12 protein-coding genes are annotated in these 18,018 nt (G+C 39.7%); all 12 read right to left on the bottom strand.

The window, feature by feature from the left end:
* Nucleotides 1–435: 435 nt before the first annotated feature.
* Complete coding sequence (ftsY, locus tag LI954_RS07910; protein ID WP_229444120.1) at nucleotides 436–1,617, bottom strand: signal recognition particle-docking protein FtsY; 1,182 nt, start codon at nucleotides 1,615–1,617, stop codon at nucleotides 436–438.
* A complete protein-coding gene (locus tag LI954_RS07905; RefSeq protein WP_229444119.1) occupies nucleotides 1,617–2,444 on the bottom strand; it encodes a Cof-type HAD-IIB family hydrolase in 828 nt (275 codons plus the stop codon). Before LI954_RS07905 ends, ftsY begins: the two co-directional genes overlap by 1 nt.
* Nucleotides 2,445–2,461: 17 nt before the next feature.
* A complete protein-coding gene (gene smc, locus LI954_RS07900; protein ID WP_229444118.1) occupies nucleotides 2,462–6,040 on the bottom strand; it encodes a chromosome segregation protein SMC in 3,579 nt (1,192 codons plus the stop codon).
* Between the two features lie 677 nt (nucleotides 6,041–6,717).
* The gene (gene rnc, locus LI954_RS07895) at nucleotides 6,718–7,407 is read right to left on the bottom strand and encodes a ribonuclease III (protein WP_202065396.1); all 690 of its coding nucleotides are present in this window, start codon (nucleotides 7,405–7,407) and stop codon (nucleotides 6,718–6,720) included.
* 448 nt (nucleotides 7,408–7,855) lie between these two features.
* Nucleotides 7,856–8,095, bottom strand: a complete 240-nt coding sequence (gene acpP, locus LI954_RS07890; protein ID WP_202065398.1) for an acyl carrier protein — start codon at nucleotides 8,093–8,095, stop codon at nucleotides 7,856–7,858.
* A gap of 283 nt (nucleotides 8,096–8,378) precedes the next feature.
* On the bottom strand, nucleotides 8,379–9,374 hold the full coding sequence (plsX, locus tag LI954_RS07885; RefSeq protein ID WP_229444117.1) for a phosphate acyltransferase PlsX: 996 nt from the start codon (nucleotides 9,372–9,374) through the stop codon (nucleotides 8,379–8,381).
* Nucleotides 9,375–9,637: 263 nt separating this feature from the next.
* Nucleotides 9,638–11,677, bottom strand: coding sequence for an ATP-dependent DNA helicase RecG (gene recG / locus LI954_RS07880; RefSeq protein WP_229444116.1), 2,040 nt, complete (start codon nucleotides 11,675–11,677; stop codon nucleotides 9,638–9,640).
* A gap of 455 nt (nucleotides 11,678–12,132) precedes the next feature.
* Nucleotides 12,133–13,812 (bottom strand): DAK2 domain-containing protein, encoded by a 1,680-nt coding sequence (locus tag LI954_RS07875; RefSeq protein WP_202065405.1) that lies wholly within the window; start codon nucleotides 13,810–13,812, stop codon nucleotides 12,133–12,135.
* Nucleotides 13,813–13,884: 72 nt separating this feature from the next.
* Nucleotides 13,885–14,247, bottom strand: a complete 363-nt coding sequence (locus tag LI954_RS07870) for an Asp23/Gls24 family envelope stress response protein (protein WP_202065407.1) — start codon at nucleotides 14,245–14,247, stop codon at nucleotides 13,885–13,887.
* 226 nt (nucleotides 14,248–14,473) lie between these two features.
* Nucleotides 14,474–15,193: a LytR/AlgR family response regulator transcription factor gene (locus LI954_RS07865; protein ID WP_202065414.1), complete on the bottom strand. Its 720-nt coding sequence runs from the start codon at nucleotides 15,191–15,193 to the stop codon at nucleotides 14,474–14,476.
* Between the two features lie 61 nt (nucleotides 15,194–15,254).
* Complete coding sequence (locus LI954_RS07860; protein WP_229444115.1) at nucleotides 15,255–16,562, bottom strand: sensor histidine kinase; 1,308 nt, start codon at nucleotides 16,560–16,562, stop codon at nucleotides 15,255–15,257.
* Between the two features lie 226 nt (nucleotides 16,563–16,788).
* Nucleotides 16,789–17,403, bottom strand: a complete 615-nt coding sequence (locus LI954_RS07855) for an accessory gene regulator AgrB (RefSeq protein ID WP_229444114.1) — start codon at nucleotides 17,401–17,403, stop codon at nucleotides 16,789–16,791.
* Nucleotides 17,404–18,018: the final 615 nt, after the last annotated feature.

Below are 18,018 nucleotides of genomic sequence, written 5' to 3'. Positions count from 1 at the left end.
TGTCTAAAGAAACAGCTTTTCCAATAATTTCTTATTGATCTAAATCACAAAAAATAACTGTAAAGAAAATGAAGCTCACAGTTTAATTACTGGATAAGATAGAGGTGTATTGAAATTTTTCTCATTGGAGCCATCTGCGAGAATACCTGTAAAGGTAATTTTATCCCCGTACTCTCCAAGTTCAGCTGCAGACAGCTCATCTAGAAGCATTAAAAAAGAATCGATAGGGTATAATCAGCATTCACATTACAGTCTGTTTAGATTAAAAGCCGTGCTAATTTAACCGTTGATACAAAAGGATTTATAGCAGCTTTGCTGTCCACCTCCTACTTTTTCCATTTTCAAATCAAAAGTAAGTTTTATGATTTAGCAGCTCCGCCATTAATGTCAGATAAAAAAAAGCAGCTGGATTTTCATTCTAGCCGCTTTTATTTTCTACTCTTCCTTCAACAGCCCTTTAAACAATCCAAGTGCAAAGTCGTTTGCATCGAATGGTTCAAGGTCCTTGATTCCTTCACCCAGACCAACTAATTTCACAGGCAAATGGAGTTCATTCCGAATAGCCAGGACAATTCCACCCTTGGCTGTTCCATCCAGCTTTGTCAATACCAGTCCTGTCACATCTGTGGTTTCTTTAAATTGTTTTGCCTGTGACATAGCGTTTTGTCCGGTTGTCGCATCCACTACCAACAAAACTTCATGTGGCGCATCAGGAATTTCCCGTTGAATGACCCGTTTGATTTTTTCCAGTTCATTCATCAGATTTACTTTATTCTGCAGACGTCCGGCAGTGTCTACCAGCAAAATATCTGCCTGTTCTATTTTTGCCCGTTCAACAGCATCAAATACCACTGCTGCCGGGTCTCCTCCAGCATTGCCGCGAACCACTTCAACTCCCGCACGGTCTCCCCACACAACGAGCTGATCAATCGCTCCAGCTCTAAACGTATCTGCCGCTGCCAGCATCACTTTCTTCCCATTTTGTTTGAACTCATGTGCGAGCTTACCAATACTGGTCGTCTTTCCAACGCCGTTTACGCCTACGAAAAGCATGATTGTCAGTCCGTCAGGCTGAATATTCAGTGAATTATTTTCATCCACTCCTTCTGCTTCGTACAAGTTAACCATTTTTTCAATGATGGTATTTTGAACTTCTGCTGTTTTCTTGGCATTGCGCAGCTTCACTTCCTGTCTCAACTCTTCCGTGATTTTAATAGCTGTTTCAAAGCCGACATCAGCGCCAATCAATGTTTCTTCCAGCTCTTCAAAAAAGTCTTCATCTACACTTCGGAAGTTGGCCATCAATTCATTGAAACGCTGTGAGAAAGTTTTTCTGGTTTTTTCCAGCCCTTTTTCGTATTTTTGTTGCGTCTGAATCTCTTCTTCAAGTTCATTTTCAGATGATTCAATAACTTCACCTATTTTAATATCTTCAGCTGATGTCTCGTCTAATTCATTATCTACAGCACTCAGTTCTTCCTGCGGCTGTTCGTTGTCCTGTCCTTCCAGCTTTTCAGATTCATTTTCTTCTGCTGGAAGTTCTTCATTCAGCAGTTCTTCTTTTCCTGCTTCCTTATCTGCCCTAAAGGCCTTTTTTATCTTATCAAAAAATCCCATCAGTTTGCCCCTTTCAAAGATTTCAGTGCGTACTCTGTTACCGCATGGGCAACACCATTTTGATCATTATTTTTTGTCACGACATCTGCTGCTGCTTTAACCAGGGGAACAGCATTGGCCATGGCTACACCAATGCCGGCATATTGAATCATCGGCAGATCATTTTCTTCGTCACCGATGCCCATTACTTCTTCCTGACTGATGCCCAAGTCTTCGGCCAACAGGGAAATTCCGTAAGCTTTTGTAATTCCCTTAGGCATGAATTCCAAAAGATTGCTGCGTGTTTTAATAATCTCATAGCGTTCATAAAAATCCGCAGGTATCTTCTTTATCTGTTCATCTAAATAGTCCGCATCAATCGCTACCACTGCCTTATTATAAATTTGGTCTACAGACAAATGATTCAACTGCGCGCGTTTAAAGGTTAAAAGATTATTCAGCTGTCCATAGATTGATAAATAATTTTGAGAAGTCGGCAGCTGCAGCACCGTTCCCTCTGATAAAATATCCATAGGTACATCCAGAGAAGACGCCAATCCAAAGAGTTCATGAATATGTTCAACAGGCATCAGTGCTTTTTCAATAATTTCACCTGTATCATTCTTCTGCACTAATCCGCCATTAAACGTAATACTATAATCTCCCGGTTCTTTCAAATCCAATTCATCCAAGTATCCTTGAATTGCAGCTAATGGTCGACCTGTACAAATAACCACTTTGATTCCTTCTTTTTTTGCCTGCCTCAGTACACGCTGATCTTCCTTGCCAATTTGCTTTTGACTGTCCAGCAAGGTTCCATCCAAATCTATGGCAATTAATTTTATCATTTCGCTCCTCCTATAATCTATGCACTGGTAGAAATAGCGCCGCCTTCCTTCACATCATCCAAACGAACAGAAACAATTTTGGATACACCGGATTCCTGCATGGTAACACCATACAGCACATCTGCTGCCTCCATTGTTCCTTTACGATGTGTAACAACAATAAACTGCGTTTCATCTTCAAAATCACTGAGGTAGTGACCGAAGCGAGATACATTCGCATCATCCAATGCAGCTTCCACCTCATCAAGAATACAGAATGGTACCGGACGAACCCGGATAATTGAAAACAGTAAGGCAATAGCTGTTAACGCTCGTTCCCCGCCGGAAAGCAAACTCAGACTTTGAAGCTTTTTACCTGGAGGCTGTGCTTCAATCTCAATTCCCGTATTCAGTAAATCATCCGGATCTGTCAAAATCAGTTCTGCACGTCCGCCACCAAACATATTAGGAAATACTGTTTTAAACTGCCCGCGAATTGCTTCAAATACTTCGCTGAAACGTAATTTAACTTCCTGATCCATTTCATCCATTGTTTCAAATAGCTGATCTTTCGCATTCAGCAGATCATCACGCTGTGTTGTCAGAAACTCATGCCGTTCATTCACTTGTTCATACTGTTCAATTGCATTGATATTAACCGGTCCCAAACGTTCAATCTCTCGTTTTAGACGTTTGACTTCTGTTCCTGCTTCCTCCGGTTCAACTTCCTTCTGATAATCCATTACAGCCTTCTCGTAAGTTAAGTTGTATTCTTCCTGCAAATACTGCAATGAATTGTCCAGTTTAATTTCTGCTCGATTTTTTATTACTTCGATCTGAGTTTGTTCAGTCTGGGTCTGTTTCTGTTGTCGGTGCTCTTCCGCCAGATTGTTATCCAGAATGTCTACCTGTTCCTGCAGATTGTGTCGTTTACGCTTTCCCTGCTGGATGGCTTCTTCAAGCTCTGCTCTCTTCTCTGCCATCTGTTCCAGCTGAATAGAAAGACTCTCTTCTGTTACCTGATGATCACTTGAATGATTGCTTAGCTGCTGCAGCTGCTGCTTTAGTCCGCTTTCCTTCAAGAGCATTTCATCCAGCTGATCTTGTTTGCTGTTACTCTGCTGTTCAAGATGTGTCAGCTGCTCAGCAATAACTCCCTGCTCTGCCCGAGTTCGATTTAATTCTTCTTGGGCCTTATCTTTATAAGTTTCCATCTGACTGGCTTCTTGATCAATCTGTCGCATTTCCTGATCCAGACGGTCTTTTGACTGCTGCTGCTGCTGCTGCTGTTCTTCAAGTACCAGCTTTTTACTTTGATATTCTTCTAGGAATTGGTGAAGCTCCTGACTTTCATATTCAAACAGTCTTTTTTCTTTCAATAAGCGGTTGACTGTTTCTTCTTTATTCAGACATTTATTTTCCAACTCCTGCTGCTTCAAACGGCTTTGTTCTCCTTTTGAACGCAGCTGTTCCAATTGCTCTGTTGTTTCTTTTACCTGTTCAGTCAGAAATCGAACCTGTTTTTCATCATCTGTCAGCTGTGTTTCCAATCGCTTTAACTGGTCTGTCAGCGTCTGAAGCTCTTGAGTCTGAGAAAATAGACTACCCTGATTTCCTTTTTTTGTAGCTCCGCCCGTCATTGAACCGCCGGGATTCATCACGTCTCCATCCAGAGATACTACCCGATATTGATAATTGATGGTCTTTGCCAAACGGTTAGCGCTCTCCAGGTTGGCTGCAATGATTGTGACACCCAGAATGTTTTGTACTACTGTTGTGATTTTTTCCGGATAACGAACCAGTTCGCTGGCTATACCCAGATAACCATCTACTATTTTCACTTTTTCCCTGACTGCTGCAGACAATTGTCTGGGCTTAATCGCCGTTAAAGGCAAAAAGGTTGCCCGACCACTATGCTGCTGTTTCAAAAATGTGATTGCTGCCCGACCATCTGATTCATTCTCTACGATCACATGCTGTGCGGCGCCGCCCAGTGCAGTTTCTACAGCTAAAGTGTAGTCCTTGGGCACTTCAATCAGTTCAGCAACTGCGCCCACAATTCCGCTCAGCTGTTTTTTCTGTTTTAGAACCGCTCTGACTCCCTGATAGAAGCCTGAATAATTCTCCTGAATTTCCTGCAGACTTTTACTTCGTGCTTTTACCTGCTGTACCTGATTCATTATCTGATACATTTTTTTCTGAGAGACCGCAAGTTCCTCCTGTTGCTTATCCAAAGTATGTTTCGCAGCAGTATAATCAATTCGCTGTTGCTCCAACTGAGACTCTGTCTCTTTCAAAAAAGCTGTCAATTCTTCTTGTTCAAGCTGAGCAGAAGCAAGCTGTGTTTCTATTGTCTGATGCTTTTCCACAGCCTGTTGATTTTTTACCGTTTCCTGCTGATACTGACGCTCCAGATATTTCAGTTCATTGGCTGTATTCGCCTGTTCCTGCATAACTTCTACATACTCACTGCGCAGCTCTTCCAAAAGTTCTTTTGAAGATTTACTGTATTTTTCAACTTCCTGCTCTGCTTTTTTTATTTCGACTGCAAGCTGTTCCTGCTCCTGACGCTTCAAGCTGTTCTTTTCTCGCAGTTCTTGAAGCTCTGTCCGATACAGTTGAATTTTTTCATCTGTTTCTTTTAGATTTTCCTGATATTCAGAGGTCGTCTGCAGTGTATGCTTGGATCGCTCAATAAGCACCTGTTTCTGACCTTCCGCCTGCTTCAGAGCTTCTGTTATTTTCAGTAACTGCTGCTGCTGCTGATCAAGCTGTTCATCCAGTTTATTTCTCTGGCTTCTCAATTGAAGCAACTGATCTTCCGAGTGATAGATTTTCTGACTAAGTTCTGTAAGTAACGCCTCCACAGATTGCAGTTCTTTCGACTTCTCTTCCCACACCTGCTTGGTTACTTCTATTTCAGATACAGTCAGGCTCACGTCAATTTCTGTTAATGTCTCTTTCAATTTCAAAAATTGCTTAGCTGCTTCGCTCTGAGCTGCCAGAGGGGTGAGCTGATCCTCCAGCTCGTAAATAATATCCTGTACACGATTTAAATTATCTTCTGTTTCAAATAATTTCTGTTCCGCTTTTTTCTTCCGTTGTTTATATTTTAAAACGCCGGCAGCCTCTTCAAAGATCCCGCGGCGGTCCTCCGGTTTACTATTGAAAATTGCTTCTACTTTCCCCTGTGAGATAATTGAAAAAGATTCTTTTCCCAAACCGGAATCCATAAATAAATCCTGAATATCTTTTAGGCGGCAGGCTTGTTTATTAATGAAGAAATCACTCTCGCCAGTTCTTCGATAGCGGCGCGTGACACTGATCTCTGAAAAATCAAGCGGCAGATAATTGTCTTTATTATCCAGCACCACAGTTACCTCCGCGATATTCAACGGTTTACGCCCTTCTGAGCCGGCAAAAATAATGTCCGGCATCTTGCCTCCACGCAAACTCTTGGCAGACTGTTCGCCCAATACCCAGCGGACAGCCTCAGTAATGTTGCTCTTACCGCTGCCGTTAGGTCCAACAACAGCTGTCACACCATTTTCAAATTCAATTACTGTTCGATCGGCAAAAGACTTGAATCCTGCGATCTCAATACGTTTTAAAAACAAGAAAAAAATCTCCTTCCGATAATAAAAGCTGAAAAAGCTAGGCAGCTCATAAGCAATATAGGAAACTGACCGTGCGATGCTTTTTGTCGCAGGAGACAGTTTATCTTATTGCCGTAGTGAGCTGGCTTTTGAAGCTAGATAAGTGTAAAAGCTGTAAAAGCCGGGCAGCTCATAAGCAATATAGGAAACTGACCATGCGATGTTTTTTGTCGCAGGAGGCAGTTTATCTTATTGCCGTAGTGAGCTAGCTTTTGAAGCTAGATAAGTGTAAAAGCTGTAAAAGCCGGGCAGCTCATAAGTAATATAAGAAACTAACCATGCGATGTTTTTTGTCGCAGGAGACAGTTTATCTTATTGCCGTAGTGAGCTGGCTTTTGAAGCTAGATAAGTGTAAAAGCTGAACGAACCTGATCAGGCTTTGAGTAAATTAGAGAATTGGATGAGTCGCTTACAATCAACTTATTCCAATTCATCTATTTACCGAAAAGGCTGGTTCGTGAAGCTGGATAATATAAAAGCTGTAAAAGCCGAGTAGCTCATAAGCAATAAGAGTGAGGGAACTAATGAATCACCCTTGGACTCATAGCTTCGCTTTACTTATTATTGATAAGCACAATTCCAATAACAAGTCAACAATACTTGATCTTTTTCGTCCAAGCATTATAACAGATGCAGGTCTATGAAAATTTCTTTAGGGCTTTTTCAGCTGCATCCTGTTCTGCCAGTTTTTTGGACTTTCCTTGACCTGTTCCAATCAATTCCTCATTCAAAAATACTTCTATATAGAAAACCCGGTCGTGAGCCGGTCCCTCTTCTTTCACTAGCCGATAATCAATCGACACATCACCTTGGCGCTGCAGAACCTCCTGCAATCGTGTCTTATGATCCATCTCATGTGAAAAAGCACCTGCATCAATCTTCGGAAAGATTACTTTTGCTACAAATTCTCTGACTGTTTCTAATTGCTGATCCAGATAGAGTGCGCCTAAAAATGCTTCAAACACATCACAAAGCAGCGCCGGACGTTCCCGACCACTAGAATTTTCTTCCCCTTTTCCTAAAAGGATATACTGATCAAAATGACATTCTTTGGCAAATTTTGATAAACTGTCTTCTCTGACAATTGCTGCCCGCATTTTAGTCAGCTTTCCTTCTGATAAATCAGGAAAATGACGATACAGATAACGTGAAACTAACAGTTCCAACACTGCATCTCCCAAAAATTCCAAACGTTCATTGTCAGACAGTTTTAGATACCGATGCTCATTCACATAGGATGAATGCGTAAAAGCCTGTTCTAATAAATTGACATCATGGAAAACAATGCCGTAGCGTTCTTTCAGTTCAAGTGTTAACTGATTGTTCATTCTCCACATTCCTTTAGATTTATTTACGACCTTCTCCATTATACTTTTTTTACAGAGATTTTAAAAGGTTTGACCTGAACAAGTCGCGCCAAATATAAGAAAAGAACTCCTTTTCTCGAAATCATCAGGCCTACAGACACAAAACTGAGATTTCTTTCACAGATTCAGTTTTATTATCCTAAAAATAGTTTCAAGCAGTTAAGATTATTTCATTCCGCAGTCCTTTTACCGACTAGACAGGGCTCTGTTCATAAAGAAAATCAATGAAATAAATAGTATTACGCCTCAAGTACTTAACACGCCCAAAGCTGTTAAAATTTATTTTTAAGCATGTCATGTATTTTCCCAGTAATTATTGACAACGTGAAATATCTTCAATTTCAAAATAAAAAAGAGCAGACCCTTCTTTCAAAGAAATCCACCCTTTATTTTTACTATGTTTTGTCTACTATAAATGATTTACGATATAATCTACAGCAGCACCCACAGTTTCAATCTGCTCTGCATCTTCATCAGAAATCTCAGTTCCAAATTCGTCTTCCAACTCTAAAACAAATTCCATCACGCTGATTGAATCAGCATTCAGGTCATCTTTAATGTTCAGTTGATCAGTCACATTCTCAGTATCAACCTCAAAGTGATTTGAGATAATATTCGCTACTTTTTTTAATACTTCTTCACGAGTCAACTGTCTTCACCTCCACTGCTTTTAAAAACATTAATCACCAAAAGTCTTAAGCACTATGGTACATTTTACTCAGAAATCTGTCATTTGTCTACAATTTTTTCAAATTTGTTACAGACAAGCTGCAACAAACAGGCAAAAATGCTATGTTTTTTATTGAAGAAATGAGAAAGATCAGAGTAATTATTGAGGCTGTTTCTGAGAACTCCAGCACTAAATTTTCAAGAAAAAGCCCTATGTTTTTAGAAAAATATATAAACGAAAGAAATTCATGCTCTATTCACATTTATCTTCCTTCGTAGTATTCTACCAATTGACCCACTACATCAGTAATCAACATCGTTCGAATCTGGCGAATCGTATAACGAACTGCTTCAGGACCAGTAGCTCCATGAGTTTTTACAACAGGTGCTTTCAGTCCGAATAGTACGGCCCCCCCATGTTTTGAGTAATCCATTTCTGATTTCATACCCTTCAATGCATTTTTTAGCATGGCAGCACCGATTTTACCTTTGAAGCCTTCAGCTAAAATAGAGGATTTCAACAATGACATCATGTTCATAGCCGTTCCCTCAATGGATTTCAATACTGCATTTCCAGTAAAGCCATCTGTTACAACAACATCCGCAGGTCCATTCAGCAGCTCTCTTGCTTCTACGTTCCCAATGAAGTTCACTGTTTTATTTTCCGACAGCAGCTCAAATGTTTTCTTCGTAAGTTCGCTGCCTTTATTTTCTTCTGTTCCGTTATTCAACAAGCCCACTCTAGGTTTGTTAATTCCACGTACTCGATTCGCATAAAAAGAACCTAAGATTGCGTATTGGACAAGATGTTCCGGCTTGTTGTCTGCATTTGCACCTAAATCAAGCATATCAAATCCGCCATTCTTTTGACCAATTACCGGCATAGTTGACATCAGACCCGGCCGTTCAACATGTTTGATCCGGCCAACAATGAATAACCCTGCAGCCAACAGTGCTCCCGTATTCCCTGCTGAAAAAACAGCATCTGCTTCTCCATTTTTTACTGCCTGAGCAGCGAGAACCATAGAAGAATTTTTCTTTCGACGAATAGCCTTTACCGGCTCATCATTACTTGTTATTTTTTCATCTGTATGAATAATCTTTATGTTTTTTTCATCTGTTATATATTCTCTGATCTCTTCCTCTTTTCCGTAAAGTAAAAACTCAATATCCGAAAAATCGTTTCTAGCCAGAACGACCCCTTCTACTATAGCTTGCGGGGCATTATCGCCACCCATGGCATCAACGGCGATTCTCATAAATGTTTCCTCCTATTTTAATTTATCAACGTTTAATTAAGACACGACTGAAACTCCATTAAATAATATTTTTGTTATTTTTCCATTTAATTAACTGGATTGCTCTCATTCAAGGAATACTTATTGCACTTTCGTATAACTTATTCTACTACCAGAATAAGTTCTGAAAATTTTATACTTGTCAGCGCTGTACATATCCTCCGCATCGAATTCCTACAAGCTCTCCGAAGTTTCCAGACAAGAATCAGTATAGCATATTTTACTTAATCAAAATACTGATGTTTCCCATCTTCCGGCTGAATTTCTTCCGCCAGTCCCTGATAATCAGGGAGAACCCACCATTGCTTCTTCTTCCAAATTGTGGAAGCCTCTTCCCGAGCAACTTCCAGAACATTGAAGTCTGTAATAATATCTCCAACAACAAATTCAGGAAGTCCAGATTGTCGAACACCAAAAACCTCTCCCGAGCCTCGAAGCTCCAAGTCTTTTTCGCTCAGAATAAACCCATTATTAGTCTCTGTCATGATTTTCATTCGCTCAATCCCCATTTCATTTTTAGGATTGGCAACTAATATACAATAAGATGCTTCAGAGCCTCGACCGACACGTCCCCGAAGCTGGTGCAGCTGAGCCAGACCAAATCGATCTGCATCCATAATCAGCATAATTGTTGCATTTGGAACATTGACACCCACCTCAATAACAGTTGTAGAAACCAGCAGCTGCAGCTCATTCTCTTTAAAGCGCTGCATAATCTCATCTTTTTCCTGATTTTTCATCTTTCCATGAAGCAGCCCCACTTGGTAAGCTGGACTGAAAGCATCCTGCATATGCTCAAAAATTTCTGTCGCATTCTTGACATCCAGTGCTTCTGATTCTTCAATCAGCGGACAAATGACATAGGCTTGATGTCCTCGTGCAAGCTCCTTCTGCATCCATTCCAATACGGTATCAAGCTGCGGCGGTCGAATCCATCGTGTCTCTATTGGAATTCTTCCGGCTGGCATTTCATCAATAATGGATACATCCATTTCTCCAAAAGCAGTAATCGCCAATGTTCTGGGAATGGGTGTAGCTGTCATGAAAAGTACATCAGGATGCTGCCCCTTCTCTCTCAAAATCCTTCGCTGGTTCACACCAAAGCGATGCTGCTCATCTGTGATTACAAGTCCAAGCCGCTTAAACACAACATCTTCCTGAATCAGTGCATGGGTTCCTATAACCACATCAATTTCACCCGAGGCCAGTTGTTCCAATATTTCTCGACGTTCTTTAGCTTTCGTTGATCCGGTCAGAAGAGCTGTTTGTACTTCCAGAGGATCGAACAGCAGCTGCAAACTTTCCATGTGCTGCTGAGCCAGTATTTCTGTAGGCACCATCAATGCGCCCTGAAATCCTGCAGTCATTACTGCATACAAAGCAATTGCTGCCACAACTGTCTTCCCGCTCCCAACATCGCCCTGCAGCAGACGCTGCATATGCTGCGGGCTCATAAGATCCCGACAGATCTCATTAGTGACTTTCTTCTGTGCCTGAGTAAGCTCGAATGGCAGTTTCTTGGTAAATCCCTTCAATCTCTGTACATCGTACTGAATGGCTATCCCATTCTTTTCAGCTTTTTCCTGTCTTTTCAGCCCTTGTATTTTCAGCTGAAAAAACAAAAATTCCTCAAAAACAACTCTGCGCTTTGCCTGATGGCTTTCCTCCGGGTTTTTAGGAAAATGCATGGCAAACATCGCCGTCGGACGATCCATCAGGCGATATTTTTCCAGAAGCTCCTGCGGCAGGTTTTCCTCTACCAAACAACCATATTCTTCAAATCCTGTACGGATCAGCTGAACCAGACTGCTTTGTCGGACCCGTTTATTGACATGATAAATAGGAGCGAATTCCTCGCCATCATTTTTGGCTCCCAGAATTTTCATTCCGTTTAAGGACTTTCTTTTTGCATCCCATTTTCCATAGACCGCTATATCTTCAGATAAAACAACCTTATCCTTTAAATAAGGCTGATTAAAAAAAGACACATTGATGACCGCATGTCCTTGCATAATTCTGAAATTAAGTCTGCTTTTTTTATAACCAAATCTGTTGAGAACAGCCTCAGAAACAACTGTTCCTTTTAATGTAACTTTTTCCTGATCCTGGATATCCTCTATTTCCTTTTCCTGAATATCCTCATACCGGAAGGGATAATAGGTCAGTAAATCTTTTACTGTGTCAATACCCAGTTCTCCAAACACCTCTGCCCTTTTTGGCCCCACGCCGGAAAGTGTATATAAAGGGTCTGTCAATTTTTTCATTTATTTCCCTCCCTTCAACCGTGAGTAATTCGAAATATATTCACATAAAGCCTTCAAATCCTTGATATGCAAGGATTCATAACCTGTGTTCTCCCCACTTGCAACCATTTAATTATGTTATCACAGATAACGAAATAAACACTTTATAACAAGCAGTCTTAAACTGCGATAGTCGTTCTGATGCGCTTTTTCTGCATCTTTTATCGCCGAAATGATTAATATTTGAGACATTTTATAAAATGCGATGATTATTTGATCAGTCAGTTTTTCATAGATTCTTTTGAGTTACCTATCCATATTTCTGTCCATATATACATGTACGCAATAAATAATAAATCTATCTAAAGAAAAGAGTCTGACGAATATTCAGTTAGAATACTGTTCAGACTCTTATAAAATGGCGTCAGTTAAAAGAACCGTTCTTTCAACAATTATTTCTTTTACCTGCTGCTGATTTATTCAGCAGAAAACAGATACGGATACACCGGCTGATCGCCTTCATGAATCTCAGTTTCCAAGTCTTCATGTTCAGAGGTAATTGCTTCAGACAGTTTCTCCGCCTCTGCCAATGTACCGTCTTCACCGACAATAATTGTGATGATCTCTGTGTCTTCGTCTATCATACGATTCAATGTATCTAAAGATGCCTTAAACATATCTGGTTCAGAAATGACGATTTTTCCGTCAATCATTCCAAGATAATCATCTTTTTTAATTTCCACATTATCAATCGTTGTATCACGAACAGCTGTTGTCACCTGACCGCTGACAACACTTTCCAACATGTCTGTCATGCTGGCTTTATTTTCCTCCAGCTTCTGCTGATCATTGAATGCAAGCATCGCTGTCATTCCCTGTGAAATTGTTTTAGACGGCACTACTGCTACAGGAACCTCAGCTACTTCTGCTGCCTGATCTGCTGCCATAAAGATATTTTTGTTATTTGGTAAAATGATAACCTGATCTGCGTTAACCTCTTTGACTGCTTTCAGAATATCTTCCGTACTCGGATTCATTGTTTGCCCACCGCTGATAATATAGCTGACACCCAAGCTTCTGAATAGCTCCTGCACGCCTTTTCCAGCAGCAATCGCAATGACTGCATAGGGTACACGTTCTTTCTTGGCAGGAGCTGCAACACCCTGTTGATCATGCTCTAAAATGGTTTCATGCTGCAAACGCATATTATCCACTTTTACTTTAACCAGTGAACCGAATTTCTGTCCATAATTCATCACTTCACCAGGATGTTCAGTATGCACGTGAACTTTGATAATCTCATCATCATTTACGACAAGCAGAGAATCACCCAGTTCATTTAGATAGTTTCGGAATGTTTCATAATCAAAGTCGCTGTCCACGGTCGGACCTTCGCCGATTTGAACCATGATTTCTGTACAGTAGCCAAAGTGAATGTCTTCAGTGGCCATTTGTCCCTGCACACTTCGATGGTGCTCAGCATTCACCATTTCATCCATTTCAGCAGGTGTTGGCTCATACACTGCTTCCGGATCATATTTCCCAGATAGCGACTCTAAAAAGCCTTCATAAATAAACAGAAGCCCTTGACCGCCGCTGTCCACCACACCGACTTCTTTCAAGACAGGAAGAAGATCAGGTGTTTTAGCCAACGCACGTTTTGCTCCTTTTACAACAGCTTCCATTACTTCAATACAATCATCTGTTTCTTTTGCTTTGCGTTCACCTGAACGGGCCGCTTCACGGGAAACAGTTAAAATGGTTCCTTCTACCGGCTTCATCACTGCTTTATAAGCCGTTTCCACTCCGTGAGTAAATGCCGCTGCCAAGTCTGCAGCATTTAGTGTCACAACATCAGGAATATGCTTGGAGAAACCTCTGAACAATTGTGAAAGAATAACGCCGGAATTTCCTCTGGCACCCATTAATAAACCTTTAGACAACGCTGTTGCCAACTCTCCCACCTTTTCAGATCGAGAATCTGCTACTGCTTTTGCTCCGCTGGTCATGGATAAATTCATATTTGTTCCTGTATCCCCATCGGGTACAGGGAAAACATTCAACGAGTTGACATACTCTGCATTTACATGCAGACGAGAGGCGCCGGCCTGGACCATTTCCTGAAACTGACCTGCGCTGATTTCTGTTACATTCACCTAAAATATCCTCCTTTAGATCACTGCTGATTCATTCAGAGCCCTGCTCTTTTTCAACAGCGGACTGTCCTTCTAATCAGGCAGCACACGAACACCTTGTACAAATACATTGACAGAATTTGCAGTCACACCAAGTAATGTTTCAAGATTATACATTACTTTTTCCTGAACATTACGGGAAACTTCAGAAATTTTTGTTCCATAGCTGACAATTGTATAAACATCTACTGCTACGCCATTCTCTTCTTGACGTACCACCACACCTTTTGAATAATTTTCTCTACGTAAAATCTCATTCAGATTATCTTTAATTTGCTTCTTGCTAGCCATGCCGACGATTCCGTAAATATCTGTAGCAGCGCCGCCGACTACAGTGGCAATGACTTCATTGGTAATCTCAATGGTACCTGCTGACGTTTTGATTTTTACAGCCATTGATGAAAGCCTCCTTAAAGAGCAGATTTGCCCTATTTTCTTCCTTAATATTCTATCATAGCTGAGGATTAATGAAAAGAAAGGAAATCAAAGTAGCCGATGAATTTTGTACACTTCTTAATAAATGACTGTTTTTATCATGAGCTGAGATTTCCTTGCTCCAAGACGCTCCGCCCTAAATAAAAAAAGCCGAGATTCATTTTGACATCCACAGCTCATCTTTTGATTATAAATTTTTCATTGCACGAACTGAAACCAGACAACTCTCTCCATTACTCATTTCAACGATACGTTCTTTTTTCTGAATCTTCTCTACATGATTTTTATTGATCAGAAATGACTTATGGCAACGGTAAAAATCTTCGTATTGATCTTCAATATCTTTTAAAGCACCATAGAACTCTTCTTCTCCATTTTCCAAGTGCATAATTACTTTATGAGAAGAAATGGAAGACTCAAAGAAAATAATATCATTGATGTCTACTGATCGAATCGCATCTCCATCTTTAAATTTAAAGAAATGCTTTTTCCCGCTTCGATCATTCAAGCTTCGGTCATGAGCAATCTGAATACACTCACACACACGTTTTTGAATATTTTCCTGCGTATCTTTGATAATATAATCCATTGCTTCCACTTTATAAGTGAACGTAAGATAGGACAACTCGCCATGTGTTGTCACAAATACGATTTTCCCCAGATCGTCGTATTTTCGAATTTCAGCAGCAAGTGTCAATCCAGACATCTCATGCTGTAGATCAACATCAAAAAAGTACAGTCCTACAAACTTCGGCTTACTCTTAACAAATTCCAATACCTCTGTCGGATTGCCTGTCGAAAACGCCAATTCCATATCTAAGTTTTCTATCATGATAAAATTCTTCACGTACTGCTCAAGCATCTGACGCTGTTTCCAGTCATCCTCGCAGATAATAATAGACAGCATTACTTCCACTCCTTTCTACACTACAATAACTTCTCTTAAAATGATTCAGTATTTTCATATTTTAAAATTCAATAACCATTTTTTGTGTAAACAGCTGGTGTTCAATCGTGGTAGCCAAACGGATATTGACTGCCTCTGTCACAATCTCCTGTACATTACTCAGCCCGTCCCCTCGATTCGTCCCCTTTGTTGAAAATCCTCTTGTCTTCAGCTGATGCAGCTTTGGTAGATCTTCTCGACAGCTGTTCTGAATAATCAAATGAACAGCCTGCTTATCCTGATAGACTGCAACAGAAAGTATTCCTTCACCTAAATACTCCAGCTCTTCAATGGCATTATCTAAAAATATGCCCATAAGCCGAACCAAGGAGACCGCATCCAGATTTACGTTATCGATCATTTCCGTTACTTCAATTCGTACATCAATGCCCTTTTCCTGTGCTGTTATCAGCTTTGATGCCAAAATACTTTTCAATTCTCTAACTTGAATATTACTCAGCTTTTCCAGCTTGTAATTATTTTGTTCGATCACTCTGGAAGAGGTTTTAAGCATTGATCGATAATACTCATCCAATCCATCCATATCTCGTTCCACAATAAAATTCTCCATCGAAGTCAGTATATTCTTATAATCATGACGAAACTTACTGATTTCTTTGAACTGGCTTTCCATAACATCCATATATCGCTGATTGGACAGATACTCCAGTTCTTTTTGTTGGGTCTCGTACTTATTCTTTGTTGAACTGGCGTACATTAGAAACGCCACAATTGAGATAAAGAAATACAAAATAAAAAATACCAAATTCAAGGTAATGATCTCCACATTGTTGCCTAGATACTTCCCAAGGAAAATACTGCTGTAATAGATCAGCATCATGAATACCCCCATGATGCTGATAATTGGGTAGAATTCGGATAAGAATGGGACTTTCTTTTCGACAGAAGGTTTGATCTTCATTATTGAAATACAAATAATAAATCCTAAACCTATACTGACCGTCATATGTAAAATAGTAGAAAAGATAGATGTCCCAGCAGTAGTTTTCCATAAATATGTATCCATCATACTAGAAAGATGATCAGAGATAACCATTATTATTTGTACATAAGATAATGCTCCAACAATATATAAATTATTAGCATCTATAAAATACCAGCCCAAAATGAATACAAATAAAAGCATTACAATCACACCATAGGTTCCTGTTATCAAAAAAACATTTACCATGAAAAAAGCACCTAATAGTAAAATAATGATTTCAAACATGTTTATCTTTTTATCGCTTAAAAGTAACTTTAAATTTAAATAACTAAAAATTGTTTGAAATCCAATTACAAGCATAGTTGTTAAGTTACCAATTTCCATATAAAACCCCAGCTTTCCATAAAGATACTTAAATTATACATTTACAGAAGGGAGAAAAGCAAATTGAAATTTGTCTAAATAAAAAAGCAACCATCTATGCCTTGATACGATTATTTCAATTCTTCTAATAATTCTTGAGGAATTTCTATTTCATCCTGAAAACCAAAACAACATACAACGAGATTTCTTTCTCCCCAAGCAGTAAATAATTCGATTAATAAATTTTTCATTTTTCATTCTCCTCTGTCATCTTTTTTGATAGTACTGGTAATACGGTTACACTTGATAAAAAGTTTCCAACAATGAGTAGATTTTGGATAAGCAGGACAGGTACACACAGAGCAAATGCAGTCACAAGTATGCATGAACACATTGCCTGAATCCTTCGCCTCCTTCTCTTCTCCTCACTGCCAACTGGATTTTTGCTTGTAACGCCCGGTGCATATTTGCTTAAGATCAACAGATTGATCAGCTGCAGCAATAACAAGCCACTTTCTGGAATCAACAGACCTCCAACTAGCAAGCCGGCAAAACCGACAAACAATAAAATACTACTAATAATACAACCAAAGCTGCTGCCAGCATGCTCACCATACGCAAACACCCGAACCGTTAAAAAACTAAGGTGTAAAATAAGGGTTTCAAAGCCAACATTCAGAATTAAGGCTGTTGTATAAATGAATAAGAGCTTGGACAAGTTGACAACGATTGACTCCACACCCAGCTTACATTTCAAATAGCTTATGCGATCTATCTCGTTCTGTCCCTCTAAAATAAATGCTAAAATTTTATTACTAAGATAATTTTCCACATTCCATAGATTCCAAATTGTTTTTTCCACCGCTTATTCCCTCCGTTTCCTTGAATTAACTTTAACAAATAAATCCTATTTGTAAGTATTTCTTGCGTGAATGGTTAAATACCATGCATAAAATGACTTAAAATACACGATTTTTTTCCTAACCGTTCATTATTGATACCCAAACGTAAACACAGACAAACAGGACATCGTAAACGATCTCCTGTTCCATATTTCATCTTTTTTCTTTTTAATACCAGCAGAATAATTTAAAGCCCCACGCATCCACTATACAAAATTTGCCACCTTTTACTTTCTCTTGTTGATCCTTCGTCAGTTTTTTCATGCTATTTTCCCTCTTCCTTCGTTTTTAGTTTATTTGGGCATTCTCTGATCTACGGCTTAATACCAACAGAATAGCTTGAAGCCCCACGCATCCACTATGCAAAATTTGCCGCCTTTTACTTTCTCCTGTTGATCCTTTGTTAGTTTTTTCATATTATTTTCCCTCTTCCTTTGTTTTTAGTTTATTTAGGCATTCTCTGATCTACGGCTTAATACCAACAGAATAGCTTGAAGCCCCACGCATCCACTATGCAAAATTTGCCGCCTTTTACTTTCTCCTGTTGATCCTTTGTTAGTTTTTTCATATTATTT

It is taken from the genome of Enterococcus sp. CWB-B31 (genome assembly GCF_020567645.1).
In the GTDB taxonomy this organism is placed as follows: domain Bacteria; phylum Bacillota; class Bacilli; order Lactobacillales; family Enterococcaceae; genus Enterococcus_L.
Note: the sequence above shows the minus strand (reverse complement) of the source record. Positions and strands in the feature narration are given on the sequence as shown.